Raw genomic sequence first — 22,988 nt, forward strand, 5'->3', positions numbered from 1 at the left:
TCAAAGGGCCAGTTCCTCGCGAAGAAACTTCGGAGTATATCCTTTCTTACTCTTCGCAACTTCCTCCGGAGTACCGAAGCTCAATAACTCACCGCCGCCTTTACCCCCATCCGGTCCCATATCGATAATATAATCAGCCATTTTGATTACATCCAAATTATGTTCAATCACAATAACCGTATTTCCCTTGTCTACCAGTTTATTCAGCACATTCATCAGTACGCGGATATCTTCAAAATGCAACCCGGTAGTGGGTTCGTCAAGAATATAAAGGGTTTTGCCCGTATCGCGTTTCGAGAGCTCGGTAGCCAATTTCACACGCTGGCTTTCACCACCGGAAAGGGTTGTTGACGATTGTCCTAACTTTATATATCCCAGTCCGACATCCTGTATCACCTTGATTTTATTCAGAATCTGCGGCACGTTTTCAAAGAACTCCACAGCACGGTTGATCGTCATATCGAGCACATCAGCAATGGATTTTCCTTTAAAACGTACTTCTAAGGTTTCACGGTTATAACGCTTACCATGACATACTTCGCAAGGTACATACACATCCGGCAGAAAATTCATTTCAATCGTCTTATAGCCATTTCCGGAACATGCCTCACAACGCCCGCCGGATACATTAAAAGAGAAACGGCCGGGTTTATAACCGCGTATCTTCGCTTCAGGTAAGCCGACAAAAAGATTACGAATATCAGAAAAGACACCGGTATACGTTGCCGGATTGGAACGCGGGGTACGGCCCAATGGTGACTGGTCTACGTTCACCACTTTATCTATATTCTCCAACCCTTCGATAGAATCGTATTCCAACGGATCCTGCAAAGACCGATAGAACTTTTGTGAAAGAATCGGTTGCAAGGTCTCATTAATCAAAGTGGATTTACCACTGCCGGAGACACCGGTTACACAAATCAACTTACCCAATGGAAACTCCACATCGACATTTTTCAGATTGTTCCCTTTCGCCCCGCGAAGCCATAACGACTTACCGTTACCGGGACGGCGCTTGGCAGGAATCTCAATCCTTTGTTGCCCGTTGAGGTATTGGGAAGTCAGCGTATTGGTTTGCAACATTTCCTGCGGTGTACCGGCAAACACGACTTCACCTCCCAACCGGCCGGCCTTCGGCCCCATATCGATCACATAGTCGGCTGCAAGCATCATATCTTTATCATGTTCGACCACAATAACAGAATTCCCCATATCGCGCAATTCCTTTAACGAATTGATGAGTCGCAGATTGTCCCGCTGATGGAGCCCGATACTCGGTTCATCAAGAATATAAAGTACATTCACCAACTGCGAACCTATCTGCGTAGCCAAACGTATACGCTGACTTTCCCCTCCCGATAAACTTACCGAACTACGGTTCAACGCCAGATAATCGAGTCCTACATCCAACAAAAACTTCAGGCGCGTACGTATTTCTTTTAATATTTCAGCAGCGATTTTCTTTTGTTTATCCGACAAGAATTCATCTACTTTCATCAACCAGTCATAAAGCTCGTTGATATCCATATTGGAGAGTTCATTGATATTCTTATCGTGAATGCGGAAATGCAATGCTTCTTTATTCAATCGTGCTCCCTTACATTCCGGACAAACGGTAGTACGTGCAAACTGCTCCGCCCATTTCTGGGCAGTGGCCGAAGCATCTTTCTCCTGCAGCATCTGAATATATTTAACCACGCCTTCATAAGTCACAAAATAATCGGAAGAAGTTCCGATCAGAGAACTTTTTATTTTGATTCTTTCATCCGAACCATATAAGATTTCATCAATGGCATCATCCGGCAAATCCTTAACAGGAGTCTTCAACGTAGCCTCATACTTTTCAAGCAATGCTCCTATCTGCCAGAATATCATCGCATTCTTATACTTGCCCAATGGGGCGATAGCACCCTCATAGATAGACATACTTCGATCGGGAACTACCTTGTCCACATCAATCTGGCTTACTACTCCGAGCCCTTTACACTTCGGACAGGCTCCTTGCGGAGAATTAAACGAAAAGTTGTGCGGCGCCGGTTCCCGATAAGACAATCCGGTAACAGGACACATCAGCCGCTTACTATAATGACGGATACTTTCAGTCGCCACATCCAGAATCAGTAATAAACCATCTCCTTGCCTCATAGCAGTGGCAACACTTTGTTTCAAACGTTTGTCATCTTTATCAGTTACCACCATCTTATCGATCACTACTTCGATATCATGATTTTTGTAACGATCCAGTTTCATGCCGTGCGTCACTTCGCGCACCTCTCCATCTACACGTACATATAGATATCCCTTCTTACGCACCTGTTCGAATAATTCCTTATAATGTCCTTTGCGTGAACGAACCAACGGTGCCAGCATATAAATCTTCTTTCCCTTATAATCTTTCAGAATAAGATCGAGTATTTGTTCTTCAGTATACTTCACCATCTCTTCTCCCGAAAGATAAGAATAAGCTGTTCCCGCGCGGGCATAAAGCAAACGGAGGTAATCATATATCTCCGTTGTCGTTCCCACCGTAGATCGGGGATTTTTATTCGTTGTTTTCTGTTCTATGGAAATTACCGGACTTAATCCGGTGATTTTATCTACATCAGGGCGTTCCAAGTTACCCAAGAAGTTACGGGCATAAGCCGAAAATGTTTCAATATACCGTCGCTGTCCTTCGGCAAATATCGTATCAAATGCTAACGAGGATTTACCACTTCCGCTCAGTCCGGTAATCACCGTCATACTGTTACGGGGAATTTCAGCATCAATATCTTTCAAATTATGTACACGCGCACCGTATACATTTATATATTCTGTTTCCTGCATATTCTTTTTACCTAAGTATATTTATATCTCCTTTATGTTTGTACACTACTCCATCCGATCCACGGGCTTCTATGACAATGAAATAGACACCGGCAGGAACCTGATGCCCATTCGATGTCCCATCCCATCCTTTATCAATATCCGGAAATCCCCACTGATACATTTTTTGTCCCCAGCGATTAAACACTACCGCATTGAAACTGACCAATGAATTATGCTTCACCTTAAAAATGTCATTAATACCGTCTCCGTTGGGTGAGAAAGCATTCGGAATCTTCAGCTCCGATTCGGGTACCTGGATTACAAAAATGTCCGAAGTCGAAGTCGGACCGTCCTCCACACTCGTATCACTCACCTGCAACCGGACATAAAATGTTCCTGAAGTATCAAAGGGTACAGTGGTCTCTTCATCATAACGCGGTGGCAGGTAATTATCCGTAAATTCTGCATCGTATGCAAAATTCCATTCATAACGCAATGTAGCAGAAGGTGACTCTATATTAGCCATAAAGCGAATTTCAAGCGGGGCAGCTCCCTGGTAGGTTTCTCCACCCGCTTCAAGCGTTTTGGTCTCTTCCGGTTCAACTCCATTCTCCTTCAGCACTATGCCTACAGGATTCAAGCTGATCTGCGCCTTGCTTTCTGAGAAAGGAAGGGCGATGCATAATAGCACGATATAAGATAATATACGTAGTGACATAACATCTGCAAAATTAATGTTTCCGCTCGAATTATGGTATTAAAGAAACACAATATTATTTTCTTAACGCAATTATTAGGCAGATATATAGCAGAATTCGTACCTTTGTTGCCTGATTTTAAGAACCAATAGTTTAAAAATTGATGAAACCGATAATCAGTCGTATACTCTTTTTTCTGTTTTTTATAAGTATCTCTTGTATGAGCCTTTATGCTCAAGAGAATCAATCCTACTTCCTTCACACTATTGAAAAGGGACAAAGTCTATATTCCATATCCAGTATGTATGGAGTAAGCCAAGCCGACATCATCAGATTAAACCCCGGATGTGATGAAAAAATATACGCAGGTCAAACGATCAAAATTCCTCAAAAGAAAACTGCCCAACAAAGCGAAATATTCCATACAATCCAAGCTGGAGAGACTTTATACAAACTGACAATTGTATACAATATATCGGCTAAGGCTATTTGTGAAGCCAACCCCGGACTGAGTGCGGAAAACTTTCGCATCGGTCAAGTGATCCGTATTCCTTCTGCCGAAGAAGCCGCACAAGCAACTGCCGACTCACAAGAGCCAAATAATGCAGACACAGAGAAAACAACCAATACGATTCAAGGCCCTGTTCAGTCCAGATGCAAAGAGATGCACAAAGTAAAGCGTCGTGAAACGATCTTTAGTGTCAGCCGTGAATACGGAATCAGTGAACAAGAACTTATCAACGCCAATCCGGAATTAAAACAAGGAATGAAAAAGGGACAATTCTTATGTATTCCTTATCCATCGGAAAAGCCGGTGACATCGCCAGGAAACAGAAACCCCATTCCCCCTACCGATAGAGAATTATTCCTTGCCAATAAAGAAACTCCGGAAAAAATAAGTACTGTAAAAGCAGCGATCTTACTTCCTTTTTTGCAGGACAAACGGATGATCGAATACTACGAAGGATTTCTTATCGCCGTGGATAGCCTGAAACGTACAGGCACTTCTGTCGATCTTTATGTTTATAACTGTGGAGACGACAAGGCTTCACTGAACACAATCCTCGCCAAGGAGGAAATGAAAAACATGAATATCATTTTCGGACCATCACAATCACAACATGTGAAAACGCTGGCAACCTTTGCCAAAAAACACGATATCCGCATGGTTATCCCTTTCTCTTCCAAAGAAGAGGAGGTATTCAACAACCCCTTTATTTATCAAATCAATACTCCACAGTCTTATCTGTACTCTGAAGTATACGAACATTTTACACGCCAATTTCCAGACGCCAATATAATAATATTGGAAGCTACGGCAGTAGAAAAAGATAAAACCGAATTTATCAAAGGGTTGAAACAGGAATTAAGCAACAAAGGAATCTCCGTTAAAACGCTGTCCGAATCAGCAACGGCACAAAACATGAAAGAGGTTCTCCGAAATGATAAAGAGAATATCTTTATTCCCACTTCCGGCAGTGATGTGACACTTATCAAAATCATCCCCCAATTAACCATGCTGGTAAGGGAAAACCCGGACGTCAACATTCACCTTTTCGGCTATCCCGAATGGCAAACTTATACCAAAAACCATTTAGACAGTTTCTTTGAACTGGACACTTATTTTTATTCCTCATTCTACACGAACAATATGCTTCCAGCAGCTATCAACTTTATCAACTCTTACCATAAATGGTACAGTAAAGACATGACCGTAAACTATCCGCAGTACGGTATGCTTGGGTTTGATACCGGTTTTTTCTTCTTGAAGGGACTGGCTAAATACGGCTCCGAACTGGAAAAAAATCTGCCTAAAATGGATTTGACTCCTATACAAACCGGGTTTAAATTCCAAAGAGTTAACAACTGGGGCGGTTTCATTAATAAGAAAGTATTCTTCGTCCGTTTTACCAAGAATTTTGAATTAGTAAAACTTGATTTTGAATAAAATGATTAATAAAAAAAAATCAATAATAGCAGTTATCATATTATTATTGTCAGGCATTGCCCTTCCGTCAATGGCACAAATAGGCGAATTGCGACATAATTTCTCTATTGGCGTCAACGGTGGCGTTAACCTCAATAAAGTGACTTTCGAACCAAAGATCAAACAAAACATGCCTATGGGCATCACAGCCGGTCTGACAGGACGTTATATTTCCGAAAAATATTTTGCAATGATCTGTGGTGCGCAAGTTGAATTAAACATATCACAGCGTGGTTGGGAAGCCCTATTTGAAACAGCTGACGGACAAAAAGATTTAAGCCGTAGTTATAGCCGGGAGATGACATATTTAGAAATTCCATTTCTTGCTCATTTGGCTTTTGGCAAAGACAGGGGCGTACAGTTTTTTATCAATTTGGGGCCACAGGTAGCTTTCCTAATCAACGAATCGGAAAAAGCAGACGGCTGGACTGCTGAGCAAATAGCCATAAGACCAGAATACGGAAAAAAGATAGAAAATAAATTCGACTATGGAATTGCAGGTGGTGGCGGACTCGAGATCAGAACCAAAAGAGCCGGCAATTTCCTGTTAGAAGGCAGATACTATTTCGGGTTAGCCGATTTTTATAAGACCAGAAAGAAAGATGATTTTTCCCGCGCTGCCCATAACACTATATCGATAAAACTTACCTATTTGTTTGATATAACCAAATAGCTGACACAAAGAAGAAGTCCAAAAGAATTTATATATAATACAGGGGAATTATATACTTTATAACCTATAATTCATAATTGAGTAACCTTGGGAATTTTCTTGAGGTTATTTTTTTACAAAGTTATTAATAGAAACTTTTACAGATATGAATGAAACCATAATTAAAATCAAAATTTTAGATGATGGCAGTAATGATGCTACCATTATTGTGACAGGCGAACGAAACCGGACTTTTATGTTTGAAGAAGAATTTGCGTACGCGGATAAAGAAAAGCCTATTTTGAGATTGCATTATTTAAAGCAACGTGCTTTAAAATATCCGGAATTGTGTGGAAAACTAAGTATTGTTTGTATACGCAAAATATTAAACGGACTTTCTTTGAAAAGTAAGTCCGCAGGAATACCCGATTATAGAACGATTGAAAAACCCGCTGTTAATCAAAAGAAATGTGGTTATAAAGGCGGAAGTTGTAAAGATACAACGTGCGATGGAACTCAAAAGAAAGGGTGTCTATTAGACCAAGTGGCTAATATCAAAGTTAGCGATTGAGCCTACTCTTCAGTTCGTTAATCTGTTTTTCTAAATCATTTATTCTTTCCTCTAACAAATAACCAAGTTTTTGTATGGAATTAGGTACATTTTCAAAAGTAGTTACACCCATTGAGTTTCCACAAGTTTTACACTGTATAGAAACGAATGGATAATTACAATTATCAATATCTATATTTTGTAGAACAAATTTTGTTCCTTTACATTTTGGACATATCTGTGTCATAACTTACTGCCTTGATTCCTTGCAAAGATACAAATTTTTCCGTATATTTGCAACGTCCTGCGGGATAATTTATGGAAATAATTAGAAAGTGCCTCACAACTCTAAGAATCGCCAATTCAATCAAAGTACAAACGGGGCACAGAGAACAGCTCATATTAAGTGGGCTGCTCATCTGTGTGTTTGTACAAGCGTTTGGCGATGCTTTCGGGTTTACACGGGTGGCAGTCCACTTTCTATAAATAACATTGTTAACTTCTCTTATAGTCTGCCCGTAGAGAAAACTCGAAAAAATCGCCTATGGAAGTATTAGTAATTTTAATTGGTCTTTTGTTTGCGTTGGGAATTGCTATTGCGGCGGCTGCATTAGCATCCCGAAAAAATCGCAATCCTGTGAATTGGTTCTTTGTGTCTTGTTTTTGGGGTATTATAGGATTGATTGTATTAGCATGCTCTGAGAAATTAAACAAAGAAGAATATGAAAGTGACACGCTCGTTACAGTGATGTGGCTTATCTTACTTATACCGTTTTCGTTATTGATTATTTTATCATTATAACAATTGGGAAAGAAAATATTACGTAATGAGGGCAGGATTTTTTTTATTTCCTGCCTTTATTGTTCTTCTTAGGACGATAATTTATCATCAAGCTTACGGCTTCCTCAAAAGAAGTCGGTTTCTTATGCACTCTTTTGGGATTTTCGTCAGTATTCGATATTCGCTTCATATCGTTTACTGTCAATTCTTTCTTTTTATTCATTCCGTCAATGATTTGTAAGTGATATGATATTCTACGTTGCAAAGTAACAAATTAAATCGTTCCGTTTCATTCATTTTACGGGTATTGTAACGAAATACATATTCATTCATATATCTATGTAGGTGTTTACGACTCGTTTTATGATAGATGCCAATTATGCTTCTTTTTACCGTAGCCCAAAAACTTTCAATACTATTAGTATAAGAGTCACCATCAACATACTGTCCTTTACCGTGGTCTACAATATTGCGAACATAGATTCTACCTATCGTGTCATAACCACACCATTCATCGGTATATAACCTTGCGGAGCGTTTTACAGTTCTGAGAATAGGTACGGTAAGACTCCTTTTGGAAGTATCATTTATTACCCTACATACCACTTTGCCACCCCTTTCGAGCATTCCCAGCACTGGAGTCTTATCTTTGAAACTTCTTCCTTGAGAGTTCTTTATCTTTTTGTTAGCATGCCTATTTTTATTCTTGCCACCAACGAACGTTTCGTCCAGTTCTACTCCGCCATCTAACTTATGATCGTTCTCACAATAGAAGCATTCCCGAATACGATGTAACATATGCCAAGCCGTTTTCTGAGTTACTGAAATGTCTTTCGACAGTTGTATGGAAGATATTCCTTTCTTATGAGACGTTTCAAACCATATCGCCACAAACCACTTTATCAATGGCACTTTGCTCTTTTGAAATACCGTACCCGTTTTGACATTGAAGTTCAATCCTGTATTCTTACAACGGTATTTTCCGCCGCCATAGTTATATACCTTAGATGCTGGGTCATAGGGAGAAACTATGCCATTCTTCCATCTACATAATTCTAAATATTCAATACAAGATTGTTCCGTAGGAAACGCTTGTAATAAATCGAATAAAGATTTGAATTCAAAAGTATTCATACCCAAACTTAAACTGGTTTGGTGTGATTAACTTTGGTGATTTTTTGGTTGTTGGTGCAACTGTCTAAATAAGGCGGCTTTTTTAGATGTAAAAACAAGATAGTTTGCTGATTTACAAAGAAATGTAATTTAGAATAGACACGCGCTAAATGCAAAAAAATAACCTCAAGAAAATTCCCAAGGTTACTCAATTATGAATTATAGGTTATAAAGTATATAATTCCCTAATACAGAAAGTCCGCTGTTATCTCTAAGAGATATGGCGGACTTTCTGTATTTTCAAATAAAACTAAAAAACTATAAATACACGTAACTTACCGTTTATTTTACCGTAATCTGTCAGCCGCATGTATCATAGCCTCATCACGGCCAATTGCACGCATAGCAAGATAATTCAGTATAATAGCTATCAATGGAAAGCACAATGCCCAATGGAACTGAAAAGATGTATCGTCACTACGAAGCACAAAGTAGAAAGCTAAAAAAGCCAGATAATATCCTACCAGTAAAAGACTATTGAATATAACCATACGAATCTGCAAAATACGATTCTTAAACAAGAAAATAGTGGCAAATGCAATAATAGCAGCCAACATCAATATCCCAAAAAGTCCCCATGTAGACTGAAACGTCTCACCTATCATAAGTCCTAACGGTTTAAACACATTCGCTGCTCCGTTAAAGTCGATTATAGAGCCCACAGGCAAACACATACTTGCTATCAACAAACCGGTAACAAGCAGTAAATAAACACTCTGAATTCGTTGAATCATAATTATTTTAGTAATTAGAAGTTAGTAGTCAGACGGTCGATAGTCAATAAAAAATTAGTGACTAAAAAAATAGCCAAGTAATAATAAGAATATAATTCCTACTTACTACCTGACTATTTTATTCTTATCTATTCCTTATTTACAGTTTTCCTTTACTGCAATTTTTCTTTCTCTTTAGCCGGATTTCTATAATAAATTTTACCTTCGATATACTCTTGAGTAGCAATCAATGTCGGTTTCGGCAATTTCTCATAATAACGGGAAATCTCAATCTGCTCCCGGTTTTCAAAAACCTCTTCCAAATTATCATTATAAGAAGCAAACTCTGCCAACTTCTTAGAAAGGTCATTTTTGATTTCCACACTAATCTGATTGGCACGCTTACCAATGATAGCCACAGTCTCATAAACATTACCTGTATCTGCGCACAGTTCCATCATGTCACGCGTTACAGTATTAGACGGAGCATTCGTTTTTTTGTAATCCATAAATCTATTTATAATTTAATCTTTTATTACTTTGGTTGATGCATTAAATATCTTCTCAGCTTCTCTCAAATATTTACTTTCCGGAAACTCATTCTTAAAAGCATAGTATTCATCAATCGTTTCACGGTAACGGTCTATCTTTTTTTCTTCTATACTATTAACCGCCATTTCGTATTTAGCCCGAAGAATAAGAATGGAAAGATCTTCGCGATAGTCAGTATAAGGATAATCTTTCAGTGCATTCTGAGCAGTGATTACACACGACTCATAATTATTCCCCATATAATTACCCAAATTATAGTATAACTTAGCTGACATAAACTCTTTCAACACAAGTTTATCCTGAAGAGCAAAAACCATGTCTTGTGCTTCCTGCTTTTTAGAACTTGCCGGATAATATTCAAGGAATGTCTGTAATTGCTGAATAGCCGTATAAGTACCCGACTGATCCAACCGTGCTTCCGGCGTATCTAAAAATAAAGCTTTACCGGCATGATAACTGGCCAATTCGGCAAATGTACCACGCGGATAAGTATTTGTATAAGTTATAAACGTCTGGGCTGCGGTAGAGTAGTCTTTTTGATTATAATAACTCATACCCAACATGTAAAGGGATTCCTCCGCTTTATCCGTACCTTTCAGAATGGTAATCAACTCGTTCAACAATGTAGCCGAACGCCCATACTGCCCTTTGGCAAAGTAGTTTTTAGCTGCCTCATACTTGTATTCGTAATCAGTACTTTTCAGCAATTTATTATACTCTCCACACGAGGAAAGCGTAGCAGCTACAAGCAGAGTTATAACGATATTTTTCTTCATTCTATTTCAAATAATGCGCAAAGTTACAGAATCGTACCGAATTAACCAATTAATCAATGTTTTTTAATATAAAATAGGAGTTGGGAGGTGGTAAGCAGATAAGTAGGTTAGTAGTAAGTAGTCAAGTAGCAGTAAGTTAGTCAATAGCAAATGATTAGACTCCTTATGAGTTATGATAGTCCAATTCCCCTATCAATAACTACAAAACTAAATTTCCACTCCACAATTATCCAACAAGAACTATCAGCTACTTACTACTTAACTACTTGACTACTTACTACTCATCTATTCATCTATTAAAATCACAGCTTATACAAATCGCTCGCTGCCAATAAATCTACCTTTTTCTCCGTCAATACACGGATACAGTTTTCCATATCGTTGGGACGGATCACAACATTAGCTGTTTGATTGTTGGCAAACGAATACATATATTCAATAAATACCCCTTCATCAGACAGATATCTCAGCACCTTAGCCAATGCCCCGGCCACATTCGGGCAACTAATCCCTACTACATCTGTCACATTAACTGCAAAATGATTTTCTTTCAAAGCCTTATAAGCTCTATCGGGATCGGACACAATACCACGCAAAATACCAAAATCAGCATTTTCGGCAATACATAGAGCAGAAAGATTAATATTCTCTTTCGCCAGTACCTCAGTCACTTCCGTCAAACGGCCGGACTTATTTTCCAAAAAGATAGAAAGTTGTTTTGCTACCATAATATTTGAAGTTACGATTTACAAATAACAAAGTTGCCAATCATGCAAAATAAACACATTTGATCGTTTGCAACTCACACATCTGTAATCAAATTAAAGTTTTCTGTTATCAATTACTCTCTTTGCTTTTCCCACACTGCGTTCAATACTACGTGGTTCAACCAGCTTTACATTCACACCTAACCCTAACACACTTTGTAAACGAGAAGTCAACTTCTTCTTTAATGCGAGCATCTTGTTAATCTCATCCGAATAACAATCTTCACGCACTTCCACTTTCAGCTCCATCGTATCAGTATTGTTCTGACGATCAATAGTTAACAGATAATGCGGCTCGAATTCCGGCATTTCAAGAATGACGGACTCAATCTGAGTGGGGAATACATTTACGCCACGAATAATCAGCATATCATCACTACGTCCTAAAATACGATCCATACGCACCAGCGTTCGTCCACAAGAACATGTATCATAATGTAAAGCAGTAAGATCTTTAGTACGATAGCGCAATAAAGGCATTCCTTCTTTCGTAAGATGTGTAAAGACAAGCTCTCCTGTCTGTCCGGGTTTAACGGGTTGCAGCGTATGAGGATCGATGATTTCAGGGAAATAATGATCCTCGTTCAAATGTGTACCATGCTGGCATTCACACTCATATCCGACACCCGGACCGGCTATTTCACTCAACCCGTATATATCATAAGCTTTAATGCCCAACTTCTCCTCTATTTCACGACGCATATTCTCCGTCCAAGGTTCGGCTCCAAAAGCACCGGCTTTCAATTTAAACTCTTCACGAGGTAAACCGGAATCTTTAATAGCATCAGCCAGATAAAGCGCATAAGATGGAGTGCAACACAGCATAGTCGAACCGAAATCATGCATCAACGTTATTTGTTTTTCCGTATTTCCGCTTGACATAGGAATGACGGACGCCCCAATATTTTCAGCCCCCGCATGAGCACCAAGCCCACCGGTAAAGAGTCCGTAACCATAAGATATTTGAAAAATATCCGAACTATCCGCTCCATAAGCTGTAAAAGCACGCGACAAACATTCCGACCACGTAGACAAATCTTTACGAGTATACCCCACCACCGTCGGTTTTCCGGTAGTTCCCGAAGAGGCGTGAATACGTACAATCTGACTCATCGGCACGGCACAAAGTCCAAATGGATAATTATCCCGTAAATCATACTTTGTAGTAAAAGGCAGTTTTCCTATATCGTCAATACTATTGATATCGTCAGGAGTAATGCCTAACTCCTGCATTTTCTTCCGGTAAAAAGGTGTGTTGTGATAAACGTGCTCTACTATTTTCCTGAGCCGTATACTTTGAATCTTGCGAAGGCTCTCCCGGTCCATGCATTCGATACTTTCATTCCAAATCATGTTTTTCGCTGTATTTCTATTTGTATTATTCTGTTTTTTATAATAAACTGTTGCAAAGTAAAGGATTTATTTGAAAAAAAGACTTGTTTATCTCAACTATTTTCCCGAATATTGCCTTCCTTTTTAAAACAGAACATGAATTTTGAATTAACATCCGCTTATAAACCTACAGGCGATCAACCTGAAGCCATTGCACAGCTCACCGAAGGGGTGAAACAAGGACTACCGGGCCAAACTCTGCTGGGAGTTACAGGCTCCGGAAAGACTTTTACGATTGCCAATGTCATAGCCAATATCAATAAACCCACACTGATATTGAGCCATAATAAGACATTGGCAGCCCAACTATACAGTGAGTTCAAAGGATTTTTCCCAAACAATGCCGTTGAATACTACGTATCTTATTATGACTATTACCAACCGGAAGCCTATCTTCCCAGTTCCGATACGTATATCGAAAAAGATCTTGCCATCAATGATGAAATAGACAAACTGCGCCTTGCCGCCACTTCTTCTCTACTTTCGGGACGAAAAGATGTGGTAGTGGTTTCATCCGTCTCTTGTATCTATGGTATGGGGAACCCTTCGGATTTCTATAATAACGTAATAGAAATAGAGCGCGGGCGTATGATGGATCGCAACGTCTTTCTGCGCCGTCTCGTCGACAGCCTATATGTACGTAACGACCTGGATTTAAACCGAGGTAATTTCCGTGTCAAAGGAGATACGGTGGATATCTATCTGGCCTATTCCGATAACATCCTACGGGTTACTTTTTGGGGAGATGAAATTGACGGAATAGAAGAAGTGGACCCGATTACCGGTGTTACTACCGCTCCTTTCGAGGCATACAAAATATACCCCGCCAACCTTTTTATGACCACCAAAGAAGCAACCTTACGGGCTATTCACGAAATAGAAGAGGATCTCACCAAGCAGGTCGCCTATTTTGAATCCATCGGAAAAGAATACGAAGCCAAACGACTATATGAGCGTGTGACCTACGATATGGAAATGATCCGTGAATTGGGACACTGTTCCGGCATCGAAAATTATTCTCGTTATTTCGATGGGCGCGCCGCTGGCACACGTCCCTATTGCCTGTTGGATTTCTTCCCCGATGACTTTCTTATCGTAATAGACGAAAGCCATGTGAGTGTTCCACAAATACGTGCCATGTATGGAGGCGACCGTGCACGAAAAATAAACTTGGTAGAATACGGTTTCCGTCTACCCGCAGCGATGGATAACCGTCCGTTAAAATTCGAAGAATTTGAAGAGATGGCCAAGCAAGTAATATACGTAAGTGCCACTCCTGCCGATTACGAGCTTATCCATTCAGAAGGCATCATTGTAGAACAAGTGATACGTCCTACCGGTCTGCTCGATCCGATTATCGAGGTACGTCCAAGTCTTAACCAAATCGATGATCTGATGGAAGAAATTCAGATACGCATTGAAAAAGAAGAGCGCACGCTTGTCACTACTCTGACCAAACGGATGGCAGAAGAACTGACGGAATACCTGCTAAACAACAATGTGCGCTGTAACTATATCCATAGCGACGTCGATACGCTTGAACGGGTAAAAATCATGGATGATCTACGTCAAGGAATATATGATGTGCTTATCGGCGTAAATCTGTTGCGTGAAGGGTTAGATCTTCCCGAAGTATCACTTGTTGCCATTCTCGATGCGGACAAAGAGGGGTTCCTCCGCTCGCACCGTTCATTGACACAAACCGCCGGGCGTGCTGCCCGAAATGTAAATGGAAAAGTCATCATGTATGCCGACAAAATAACGGAAAGCATGCAGCTTACCATTAATGAAACCAATCGCAGACGCGAAAAACAATTAGCTTACAATGAAGCACACGGTATCACTCCACAGCAGATAAAGAAGGCCCGTAATCTTTCCGTATTCGGTGGAAACAATACTGAGACAGAAACCATGCTAAAAGAACAACGTGCCTATGTAGAGCCATTAAGTCCAAATATAGCAGCTGACCCTGTTGTTCAATACATGACAAAAGCGCAAATGCAAAAAAGTATTGAACGCACACGAAAACTTATGCAAGAAGCTGCTAAGAAACTGGAGTTCATCGAAGCGGCACAATATCGCGACGAATTGCTGAAGTTAGAAGATCTGATGAAGGAAAAATGGGGATAATTTTCTCAATAGAACTTAATTTCAGAAATACAAATCTTAATCAATGTTATAAAACATAGTTTTAAAGTCGAAAAATTTGCAGATATCCCCAAAGGCCGTATCTTTGCACTGTGTTTTTCATAGTATTAGATTTAAGGTTAACAAAGGTTGGAGCAAGGCGTTGCTCCTTTTTTTATTTTCAGACGTTTACTTCCTCCACAAAAAAATCAAAGAGTTCCGGGACATATTTTTACGCTGCTTCAAAATACCTATTCACCACTATCATCTTCAAAAGCCAGCTTTGCAATCTTAACTTTTCTCACATTCGTTTGCTTTCTTCATAGAATGATCCTATATTTGTCATACACATATTCTTTCTAAAAATGCAATACCATGAGACACCTCCAAAGTAAAAAGCAAACCGCATGGAAAAAAAGCCGAACCTTCGGTGACCTCAAAGGAGGACGGATGCGGGTAAAACTGAAAGACAATATTTTGAGAAAGTTACATTCATTACAGTGCCCCTCCCCATTGGACGAATGTCCTATTTACATGCAAGAAAATCCATCCAAAGATTTTTATTTCCCAATAACGGTAGACGATATAAAAAGCGTGCTAGAACAGCTACCCACCGAAGACGTCGCTCCTTTGACACATATATGGCTAAGAAAAAAAAATCCATATAATAATCATGACCAAAGAGAGTTTATAGTTGGCAGCGGAGTCTATGTTATTATATTGTACCCCTTCTCTAAAAACAACAAGTTGATGATAGGTAAAAAGAAACCAACAAATCGACAATTAACATGGTATAAAGGCTAGGCTATGCATCAACTCCTCAAAAGGAACACGAAGATTGGTTCTTCGAATTTACAAAGGAAAGTGCAAGAAAGTATTATTTGGAACGATTGCTGATGTATGAAATAGGCCGTTGTGCCAATATATATATCATATGTAGCAAAACCAATCGCCAAAAAGCCAAAAACAGTGCTGAAGAATATGCTTATAACATGAAAATCAATGTTTAAAGCAAAGCAGAAAACTGCAATCATTTCTAAAAAGACAAACAGCGACAATGAGAAGTGGATAAGCACCTTAAATTCATATTCAAGAATGTCACGAACCTTGATATATTTGAATAGAGTCATATTCCATATTTAATAACAGAGCAATTAAGCAATGCGTAATATAGATACAACAGAGGATAACATACCCTCTAATCAAATTTTCGAGAAAGTACCATCAACAGCCGCTATCGCATACTATATGGTATCAACCAAATATGCGGATCTGGAAATTACTACCGAATGGTTCGAATGGGCATCCGAGCTTTTGAAAGCAGGCTATATTAACGCACACATCATTGCTTTGAGTCATAAAAAGACAGATGATCAAATAAAATCAATTGGACTTATCAATGTCATCTTTGATGAACTAAATATCGACTTGGATGATACTTTCACAATCTATAAATACTATGGCATCTATATCTTAAAGCAGGGATTGACACTCAATAAAGAGGTATATGAAATATTATCTCAACTCAATCAGCTGTTTCTGAATACTTATTATTATTTATTATATGATTTCCATGTACTCTATGTGGCCTACACAGAGCTGAGAGAAGAAGGAGAACAATCTCTGTGGAAAGGCATGGATCTAAAAAATAAGGAAGAGTATGTAAGAGCATATTTTGATGAATGGCTTAAAAAGCCGGATAGCAAAATCTACAATAAATGGGAACAAAAATCTTCATTTCGAAAAAGGCTGGAACAAATATGTCGTAACAAATATGCTTCTATTGTCTATTTCATTTTTATCATTGTTTTCTTTATCGGCTTTTACTGGATGATATATAAACTTTTCTCGAATAGCATTATATCCATTCTCATCGTAGCATCTTTCACCTGTGTTTTAGTAATAAATGCTATATTTGAAATAATAAAAGTTAGAAATAAAGTAAAGAACAACAAATCATGATTACCGAACGACAACCGGAACACAACGACCCCAATAAGCAAAAGCATCCGCCTATGTATACAAGTGAGACCGAAGCAACCCTAAACGACTTACTACAAAAAGTCCCTATGACTGCTGAAATTCTGTTCTATAAACAGCAAAATTCCAACATAAACATTCAATGGATAAACTGGGCAATCGAAATGCTTCAGGCAGGATACGAAACCGAAAACCTAATTATATTGGCAGGAGAAGATATTCATTGTAATCCATTTGAATTCACTGCCCTAACAAATAAAATATTTGAAGAGCTACACCTAAACAAGATTAATATCACTGACCGGGTTTTCATAATATATAGCACCTACCTTATAAAACAGGCTGTTCAATCACCAAATAAAGAAAAGATCTCGGAAGTATTGTTCAAGTTGGAACAACTATACATAGACACTGAATACAATAGTATCTTATGCGACTTTTATCTGTTATCAAATGCCATAGGAGAACTAAAAAGCTACGGTACCCAATGGTATTGGAATGATGTAGCTTTAACAAAAGAAGATTGGTATAAATACACACTAAATTACCTTAAACAATGGATTAATACTCCTATTCAAGAACACGAAACAGGCAAAAGCCATGATCTTAATGAAAATATGCCTATTTCAAATCCATCCAAGAAGAATATGCTGGAAAAACTTATTTCGTATTTCTACAAAAAACTAAAATAATATGGAAGAGTCAGTTAAACCCGACAAGCATAACAAACAGAAATGCCCTCTTATGATGTATACAAGTGAGTTTAACAGAAAAATGAAATCAAATATGTACTTTTGTCCTTATATTTAAAAATAAAAACTTATCTATTATGGAAATAAATCAAGCAGCCCCCAAGTTTCAGGATGTGTCAATCGCGCCCATGCATACAGTAGAACATATTCTGAATGCTACTATGGTGAAAACCTTCGGTTGCCCGCGTTCACGCAATGCCCACATCGAAAAAAAGAAAAGTAAATGTGATTATGAATTAGCAAGCTGTCCGAACAAAGAACAGATACAGGCCATCGAGGAGAAGGTGAATGAGGTTATCCGTTTACATCTGCCTGTAAGCATTGAATTTATGTCACAACAGGAAGCCAAAGATATTGTCGACCTCAGCAAACTGCCGGAAGACGCAAGTGAAACATTACGGATCGTCCGCATCGGAGGCTATGATGTCTGTGCATGTATCGGACTACATGTAGAAAACACGTCCGAAATAGGTACTTTCAAAATTATCAGTTATGATTATAACGAAGAGCGGAAAGTATTGCGAATGCGCTTTAAGTTGATAAAATAATATCAAAACATCAAAATTCCATCTATTTTTTATAAAATAAACAAAATGAGATAACAAATTGGCATGAATAATGAAAATTTGGCATCTATTTTATGACAAATAGTCAAATATAGGAATAAAAATGGCTTGGCATATGTTTTGCCCTATCGATAGTGAACGACGGTTCCGGAAACGGAACGGAAGTTATAAACGAATTGAATGTTTAACTTAAAGATAGGAGACTAAAATTATGATGCCTGTTAGAAGAACTCAAAACTGGTTACCAAGTATCTTTAATGATTTCTTTGATAACGAATGGATGGCAAAAGCAAACGCCACAGCACCTGCCATCAATGTAATTGAATCGGAAAAAGAATATAAAGTGGAAGTAGCTGCTCCGGGTATGACAAAGGAAGATTTCAACATCCGTATCGATGAAGATAACAATCTCGTGATTTCTATGGAGAAAAAAGTTGAAAACAAGGAAGAGAAAAAAGACGGTCGCTATCTGCGCCGTGAGTTCTCATACTCCAAGTTCCAACAAACCATGATCTTGCCGGACAATGTAGACAAGGAAAAAATCGCTGCTCAGGTTGAAAACGGTGTTTTGACTATTGATCTTCCCAAACTTAGCGAAGAGGAGATAAAAAAACCGGAGAGAACGATTGAAATTAAATAAAAAGTTCTAAGGACAAGAATCATCTTACCGATAGAATAAACAGTAAAAAGGGGATAATAAAACTCCCCTTTTTTCATAAGATCCACCCGCGTCACAGACCAACTGTACCCCCAAAGTTGAACACAACGTTTTGGGAATGTTAGTTCAGATAATTTGTGACGCGGGTGATTTTTTATAAAAAGCGAAAAAACGTACCTCTATCCCTCGACTTTCTTAAAACTCTTTACGGCCCAAATATTCAGCACCAATGCAAAAGCAAGCAAGGCTCCCAACTGCGGCAACAAATCGGCCATGCCACTACCCTTCAAATAAACCATACGCATCACCTGCATCAGGTATTTCAACGGATTGAATACGGTAATCACTTGTGCCCACTCGGGCATACTACTGATGGGAGTAAACAAACCACTCATTAAAATAAGGACTAACATGCAAAACCACATAACGAACATGGACTGCTGCATAGTGGCAGAATGGTTAGAAATAACCAATCCCAAACCGGACATAGACAATACAAACAAAACCGCAAAAAAGTAGATTATCAGAAAATGACCTACCGGAGTAATGCCGTAAAGTACCCATGCCAGAATAAAGCAAATAGTAAGAACAACAAAACCAATCAGCCAATATGGAAGCAGCTTTGCCAGAATAAAAGTAAATTTACCAACCGGAGTGACATTTATCTGCTCAATAGTTCCTGCTTCTTTCTCTCCTACAATATTAAGGGCCGGTAAAAAGCCACAGATCAGAGTAAGCAACATTACCATAAGTGCCGGTACCATAAAAAGCTTATAGTTCAGATTCGGATTATACAAGTTAAGAGTAGATAACCGGCAATCGGCAGTAAAAGATGCCGGAATACCCCCTACGACAGTATCATCCCCCAATACATCAGCTTGCACAGAAAGCGTTACAGGAGAGAATGCAGACGAAGAGACTACTTCGGAAGCATAATCACGAATGATGTTGGAGAGATAAGCACTGCCCAATCCGCCTTTCGTACCATTAACCGCATTCACTGCAATCAATACGTGAGCAGTGTTTCCACTGGTACAATTCCTTTCAAAATGATGTGGAATTTCAAGGATAACATCGGCATCACCCGACTCCACATTTCTCAATGCCGCGTCATAAGAATCCGGAAGAGCCGTAAGGCGAAAGTAAGTGGAAGCGGCAATCTTATCAACCAATCGGCGCGAAATCACCGAATGATCATTATCTACGATATTCAGAGAAATATTCCGCACTTCAAGATTCATTGCCCAAGGCATAAAAATCATGATCATGCAAGGAAAGAGCAAGATAAGACGCGGAAGAAACGAATTACGCATCAATTGCTTAAATTCTTTTTCAATAAGAAACTTGATCATAGTAAATAATGTGCCAATATGCCAATGGGACAATGTGCCAATTGGCTGGCGCTTTTAATGGGTTAATTATGTTCATTTTCTCTAATTGGCACATTGGCATATTGCCCAATTGGCACATTATTCCATCATTCCAATCTGTTTTTAAACTTCTTGAAACTAATCGTAATCAGTACTATCGCCATAAATGCCAGAATAATAATCTCTTTCACTACAAATGCGACATCCACTCCCTCGATCATCAACTTACGCACAGCCTGAATGTACCAACGGGCAGGCAGTACATCGGATATCACCTGCAATACGAGCGGCATGCTTTCTATGGGGAAAATCATACCGGAAAGTATCATGGTAGGCATCATCAAAATCAATCCCGAAGCCAACATGGCAGCTACCTGTGTCCGTGTTACCGAAGAGATAAGCAAGCCCAATGCCAATGATACGAATATAAACAACAGCGATACGACAATCAACCAGAACAGACTACCTGCCACAGGCACATGCAACACATAAACCGACAACAACAGGATCGTGATCAGATTAATGAATGACAATACAAAATAAGGTACTGCTTTGGATAATATCACAAACAACGGACGGACAGGTGAAACCAACAAGATCTCCATTGTTCCGGTCTCCTTCTCACGAACAATGGATATAGAGGTCATCATTGCACAAATCAGCATCAGGATAAGCCCCATGACACCGGGAACAAAGTTATAAGTACTCTTCATCTGCGGATTATAGAGCAACTTGACATCCGGCACGATCGTAGGAACAGAAACGCCGGCAGGCATCATTTCCTGTTGCACGGAAGCGATAATACCCGTAGCATAATTTACCTGTGTTGTTGCCATATTAGGGTCGGTGGCATCGGTAATAAGCTGTATCTCGGCATCACCGGCATAAAGCCTGTCGGCAAACTGTGTACCGAATACAATAGCAAGATCGGTATCCCCCTCCCTAAAGGCCTTTTCCACTTCCTGTGGAGAATGAAGCAACCGGGTCACCATAAAATATTCACTGGCATTGATCCGGTCGACGATGTGACGCGTCATTACGTCATTGTTAGGATCGAGTACGGCTACACGCACATTTTTCACTTCGGTAGATATGGCGAAACCAAAGAGAATGATCTGAACGACAGGCATTCCCAAAAGGATCAACATCGTCCGCCGGTCACGAAAAATATGGAAAAACTCTTTTCTGACAAAAGCTATAAACTGTTTCATTCCTTAATCTGCTTTACGGACAGCCTTGCGGGCCAGTTGCTGAAATACATCATCCATCGTATCGGCATGAAACTGTTCCTTCAGCCGAAGAGGTGTGTCGAGCGCCTCGATACACCCGTCCACCATGATAGAAACACGGTTGCAATACTCTGCCTCATCCATATAATGGGTGGTAACAAAAACGGTAATTCCCCGGTCGGCAGCCTGATAGATAAGCTCCCAAAACTGTCGGCGGGTGGCGGGATCGACTCCTCCGGTAGGCTCATCCAAAAAGACAATCTTCGGCTCATGAAAGATGGAAACGGAAAAAGCAAGCTTCTGTTTCCAGCCTAAAGGAAGGCTACGGACCAGCGTATCGCGTTCGTCACTAAAACCAAGGCGTGCCAGAAGTTCATCCGTCTTCACAGCAATCTCTTTATCTTTCATGCCATAGATACCGGCAAACAGACGAATATTTTCCCACACCTTGAGATCCTCGTACAGAGAAAATTTCTGGCTCATATAACCGATATTCTTTTTCACTTCCTCAGAATGAGTAAAGATGTCGAATCCGGCTACCACTCCCTGCCCGGAAGTCGGCTTGCTCAATCCGCAAAGCATACGCATCGCAGTAGTCTTGCCGGCCCCATTGGCACCAAGAAAACCAAAGATTTCGCCACGATTCACTTTAAATGAAATATGATCCACGGCAGTAAAGTTCCCGAATCGTTTACAGAGGTTATCCACTTCAATGACATAGTCGTTGTCGTGATGCGTTTCCTCCCGTTCCAGTCCCGGCGGACATAGGATAGCGGCAAACCGGCGCAGAATCTGTTCCGGGGTATCGATGCCGTGTATCCGTCCTTCGTGAATAAAAGCAATACGGTCGCATTGCCGGGCCTCATCCATAATGGGGGTAGAAGCTATAATGGTGATCCCCTGCTCTTTGAGCCGGCGAAGCATTTCCCAAAATTCCTTACGGGAAACGGGGTCTACCCCGGTGGTCGGTTCATCAAGAAACAGGATGTCCGGCTTATGGATCAAAGCACAACTCAAAGCCAACTTCTGCTTCATTCCTCCCGACAATGCCCCTGCCCGGCGTTTCTTAAAAGGCTCTATCTGCTGGTAAATATCCTTCACCAAATCATAATTTTCCTCTATGGTAGTATGAAAAACCGTCGCAAAGAAGTTCAGATTCTCTTCGACCGTCAAGTCCTTATACAAAGAGAACCGCCCGGGCATATACCCCACTTTGTGCCGGATTTTCCGATATTCCTTCACCACATCCAGTCCTCCTACGGTAGCCGTACCGCCATCAGCAAGCAACAACGTAGTCAAAATCCGGAAAAGCGTACTCTTTCCTGCCCCATCCGGTCCGATAAGCCCGAACAGTTCACCACGCTTCACCGAGAAAGAGACATCCTGTAAAGCCTCCACTTTCCCATACCGTTTACTTACCCCATCTACCACCACCTCCATCTTCATCCTATCTTCTT

The 22,988-nt window shown here is 39.8% G+C and carries 22 protein-coding genes; 10 read left to right on the plus strand and 12 right to left on the minus strand.

Annotation, left to right across the window (positions count from 1 at the left end):
* Both uvrA and RB604_RS16660 read right to left on the minus strand, forming a co-directional pair.
* Entirely contained in the window at positions 1 to 2,826 is a 2,826-nt protein-coding gene (uvrA, locus tag RB604_RS16655) for an excinuclease ABC subunit UvrA (protein ID WP_005931314.1), read from the minus strand.
* Between the two features lie 7 nt (positions 2,827 to 2,833).
* Positions 2,834 to 3,526, minus strand: coding sequence for a T9SS type B sorting domain-containing protein (locus RB604_RS16660; protein ID WP_005931312.1), 693 nt, complete (start codon positions 3,524 to 3,526; stop codon positions 2,834 to 2,836).
* Positions 3,527 to 3,669: 143 nt separating this feature from the next.
* Between RB604_RS16660 and RB604_RS16665 the strand changes: the two genes are divergently transcribed.
* The 4 genes from RB604_RS16665 to RB604_RS16680 all read left to right on the plus strand — a co-directional run bounded on the left by RB604_RS16665 (position 3,670) and on the right by RB604_RS16680 (position 7,497).
* On the plus strand, positions 3,670 to 5,454 hold the full coding sequence (locus RB604_RS16665; protein ID WP_021936915.1) for a LysM peptidoglycan-binding domain-containing protein: 1,785 nt from the start codon (positions 3,670 to 3,672) through the stop codon (positions 5,452 to 5,454).
* 1 nt (position 5,455) lies between these two features.
* The gene (locus RB604_RS16670) at positions 5,456 to 6,166 is read left to right on the plus strand and encodes a porin family protein (RefSeq protein WP_007481270.1); all 711 of its coding nucleotides are present in this window, start codon (positions 5,456 to 5,458) and stop codon (positions 6,164 to 6,166) included.
* A 145-nt stretch (positions 6,167 to 6,311) separates the two neighbouring features.
* Positions 6,312 to 6,716: a hypothetical protein gene (locus RB604_RS16675; RefSeq protein WP_005925320.1), complete on the plus strand. Its 405-nt coding sequence runs from the start codon at positions 6,312 to 6,314 to the stop codon at positions 6,714 to 6,716.
* A 523-nt stretch (positions 6,717 to 7,239) separates the two neighbouring features.
* Positions 7,240 to 7,497 (plus strand): hypothetical protein, encoded by a 258-nt coding sequence (locus tag RB604_RS16680; RefSeq protein WP_005925324.1) that lies wholly within the window; start codon positions 7,240 to 7,242, stop codon positions 7,495 to 7,497.
* Between the two features lie 43 nt (positions 7,498 to 7,540).
* On the opposite strand, the gene RB604_RS16685 is transcribed toward RB604_RS16680, so the two are convergent.
* From RB604_RS16685 to RB604_RS16715, 7 genes are all read right to left on the minus strand, one after another.
* Positions 7,541 to 7,699 (minus strand): hypothetical protein, encoded by a 159-nt coding sequence (locus RB604_RS16685; protein WP_005925326.1) that lies wholly within the window; start codon positions 7,697 to 7,699, stop codon positions 7,541 to 7,543.
* The gene (locus RB604_RS16690) at positions 7,696 to 8,610 is read right to left on the minus strand and encodes an IS1595 family transposase (protein WP_005925328.1); all 915 of its coding nucleotides are present in this window, start codon (positions 8,608 to 8,610) and stop codon (positions 7,696 to 7,698) included. The genes RB604_RS16685 and RB604_RS16690 overlap by 4 nt, the downstream gene beginning before the upstream one ends.
* Before the next feature lie 326 nt (positions 8,611 to 8,936).
* A complete protein-coding gene (locus tag RB604_RS16695; RefSeq protein WP_005931306.1) occupies positions 8,937 to 9,383 on the minus strand; it encodes a DUF4293 domain-containing protein in 447 nt (148 codons plus the stop codon).
* Positions 9,384 to 9,535: 152 nt separating this feature from the next.
* On the minus strand, positions 9,536 to 9,871 hold the full coding sequence (locus tag RB604_RS16700; protein WP_005931304.1) for a DNA-directed RNA polymerase subunit omega: 336 nt from the start codon (positions 9,869 to 9,871) through the stop codon (positions 9,536 to 9,538).
* Between the two features lie 15 nt (positions 9,872 to 9,886).
* Complete coding sequence (locus RB604_RS16705) at positions 9,887 to 10,690, minus strand: outer membrane protein assembly factor BamD (protein WP_005931301.1); 804 nt, start codon at positions 10,688 to 10,690, stop codon at positions 9,887 to 9,889.
* Positions 10,691 to 10,992: 302 nt separating this feature from the next.
* A complete protein-coding gene (locus RB604_RS16710) occupies positions 10,993 to 11,418 on the minus strand; it encodes an ACT domain-containing protein (protein WP_007481273.1) in 426 nt (141 codons plus the stop codon).
* 93 nt (positions 11,419 to 11,511) lie between these two features.
* A complete protein-coding gene (locus RB604_RS16715; protein WP_005931297.1) occupies positions 11,512 to 12,810 on the minus strand; it encodes a phenylacetate--CoA ligase family protein in 1,299 nt (432 codons plus the stop codon).
* A 135-nt stretch (positions 12,811 to 12,945) separates the two neighbouring features.
* Between RB604_RS16715 and uvrB the strand changes: the two genes are divergently transcribed.
* The 6 genes from uvrB to RB604_RS16745 all read left to right on the plus strand — a co-directional run bounded on the left by uvrB (position 12,946) and on the right by RB604_RS16745 (position 18,914).
* A complete protein-coding gene (gene uvrB / locus RB604_RS16720) occupies positions 12,946 to 14,979 on the plus strand; it encodes an excinuclease ABC subunit UvrB (RefSeq protein WP_005931294.1) in 2,034 nt (677 codons plus the stop codon).
* Between the two features lie 372 nt (positions 14,980 to 15,351).
* A complete protein-coding gene (locus RB604_RS16725) occupies positions 15,352 to 15,780 on the plus strand; it encodes a hypothetical protein (protein ID WP_007481275.1) in 429 nt (142 codons plus the stop codon).
* 357 nt (positions 15,781 to 16,137) lie between these two features.
* Entirely contained in the window at positions 16,138 to 16,938 is an 801-nt protein-coding gene (locus RB604_RS16730) for a hypothetical protein (RefSeq protein ID WP_007481277.1), read from the plus strand.
* Positions 16,935 to 17,648 carry a hypothetical protein gene (locus tag RB604_RS16735; RefSeq protein ID WP_005931283.1) on the plus strand — a complete coding sequence of 238 codons (714 nt, stop codon included), beginning with the start codon at positions 16,935 to 16,937 and terminating at the stop codon, positions 17,646 to 17,648. Before RB604_RS16730 ends, RB604_RS16735 begins: the two co-directional genes overlap by 4 nt.
* Before the next feature lie 137 nt (positions 17,649 to 17,785).
* Positions 17,786 to 18,256, plus strand: a complete 471-nt coding sequence (locus RB604_RS16740) for an alanyl-tRNA editing protein (protein WP_005931277.1) — start codon at positions 17,786 to 17,788, stop codon at positions 18,254 to 18,256.
* Positions 18,257 to 18,485: 229 nt separating this feature from the next.
* Positions 18,486 to 18,914, plus strand: a complete 429-nt coding sequence (locus RB604_RS16745; protein ID WP_025819189.1) for an Hsp20/alpha crystallin family protein — start codon at positions 18,486 to 18,488, stop codon at positions 18,912 to 18,914.
* 197 nt (positions 18,915 to 19,111) lie between these two features.
* Here RB604_RS16745 and RB604_RS16750 read toward each other — a convergent pair whose 3' ends face one another.
* The 3 genes from RB604_RS16750 to RB604_RS16760 all read right to left on the minus strand — a co-directional run bounded on the left by RB604_RS16750 (position 19,112) and on the right by RB604_RS16760 (position 22,977).
* The gene (locus RB604_RS16750) at positions 19,112 to 20,284 is read right to left on the minus strand and encodes an ABC transporter permease (protein WP_025819190.1); all 1,173 of its coding nucleotides are present in this window, start codon (positions 20,282 to 20,284) and stop codon (positions 19,112 to 19,114) included.
* A 125-nt stretch (positions 20,285 to 20,409) separates the two neighbouring features.
* Positions 20,410 to 21,513, minus strand: a complete 1,104-nt coding sequence (locus tag RB604_RS16755) for an ABC transporter permease (protein WP_005931268.1) — start codon at positions 21,511 to 21,513, stop codon at positions 20,410 to 20,412.
* Positions 21,514 to 21,516: 3 nt separating this feature from the next.
* Positions 21,517 to 22,977 carry an ATP-binding cassette domain-containing protein gene (locus RB604_RS16760; protein ID WP_044094044.1) on the minus strand — a complete coding sequence of 487 codons (1,461 nt, stop codon included), beginning with the start codon at positions 22,975 to 22,977 and terminating at the stop codon, positions 21,517 to 21,519.
* Between the last annotated feature and the right edge of the window lie 11 nt (positions 22,978 to 22,988).

Origin of the sequence: Bacteroides salyersiae (genome assembly GCF_031172035.1) — a bacterium.
In the GTDB taxonomy this organism is placed as follows: domain Bacteria; phylum Bacteroidota; class Bacteroidia; order Bacteroidales; family Bacteroidaceae; genus Bacteroides; species Bacteroides salyersiae.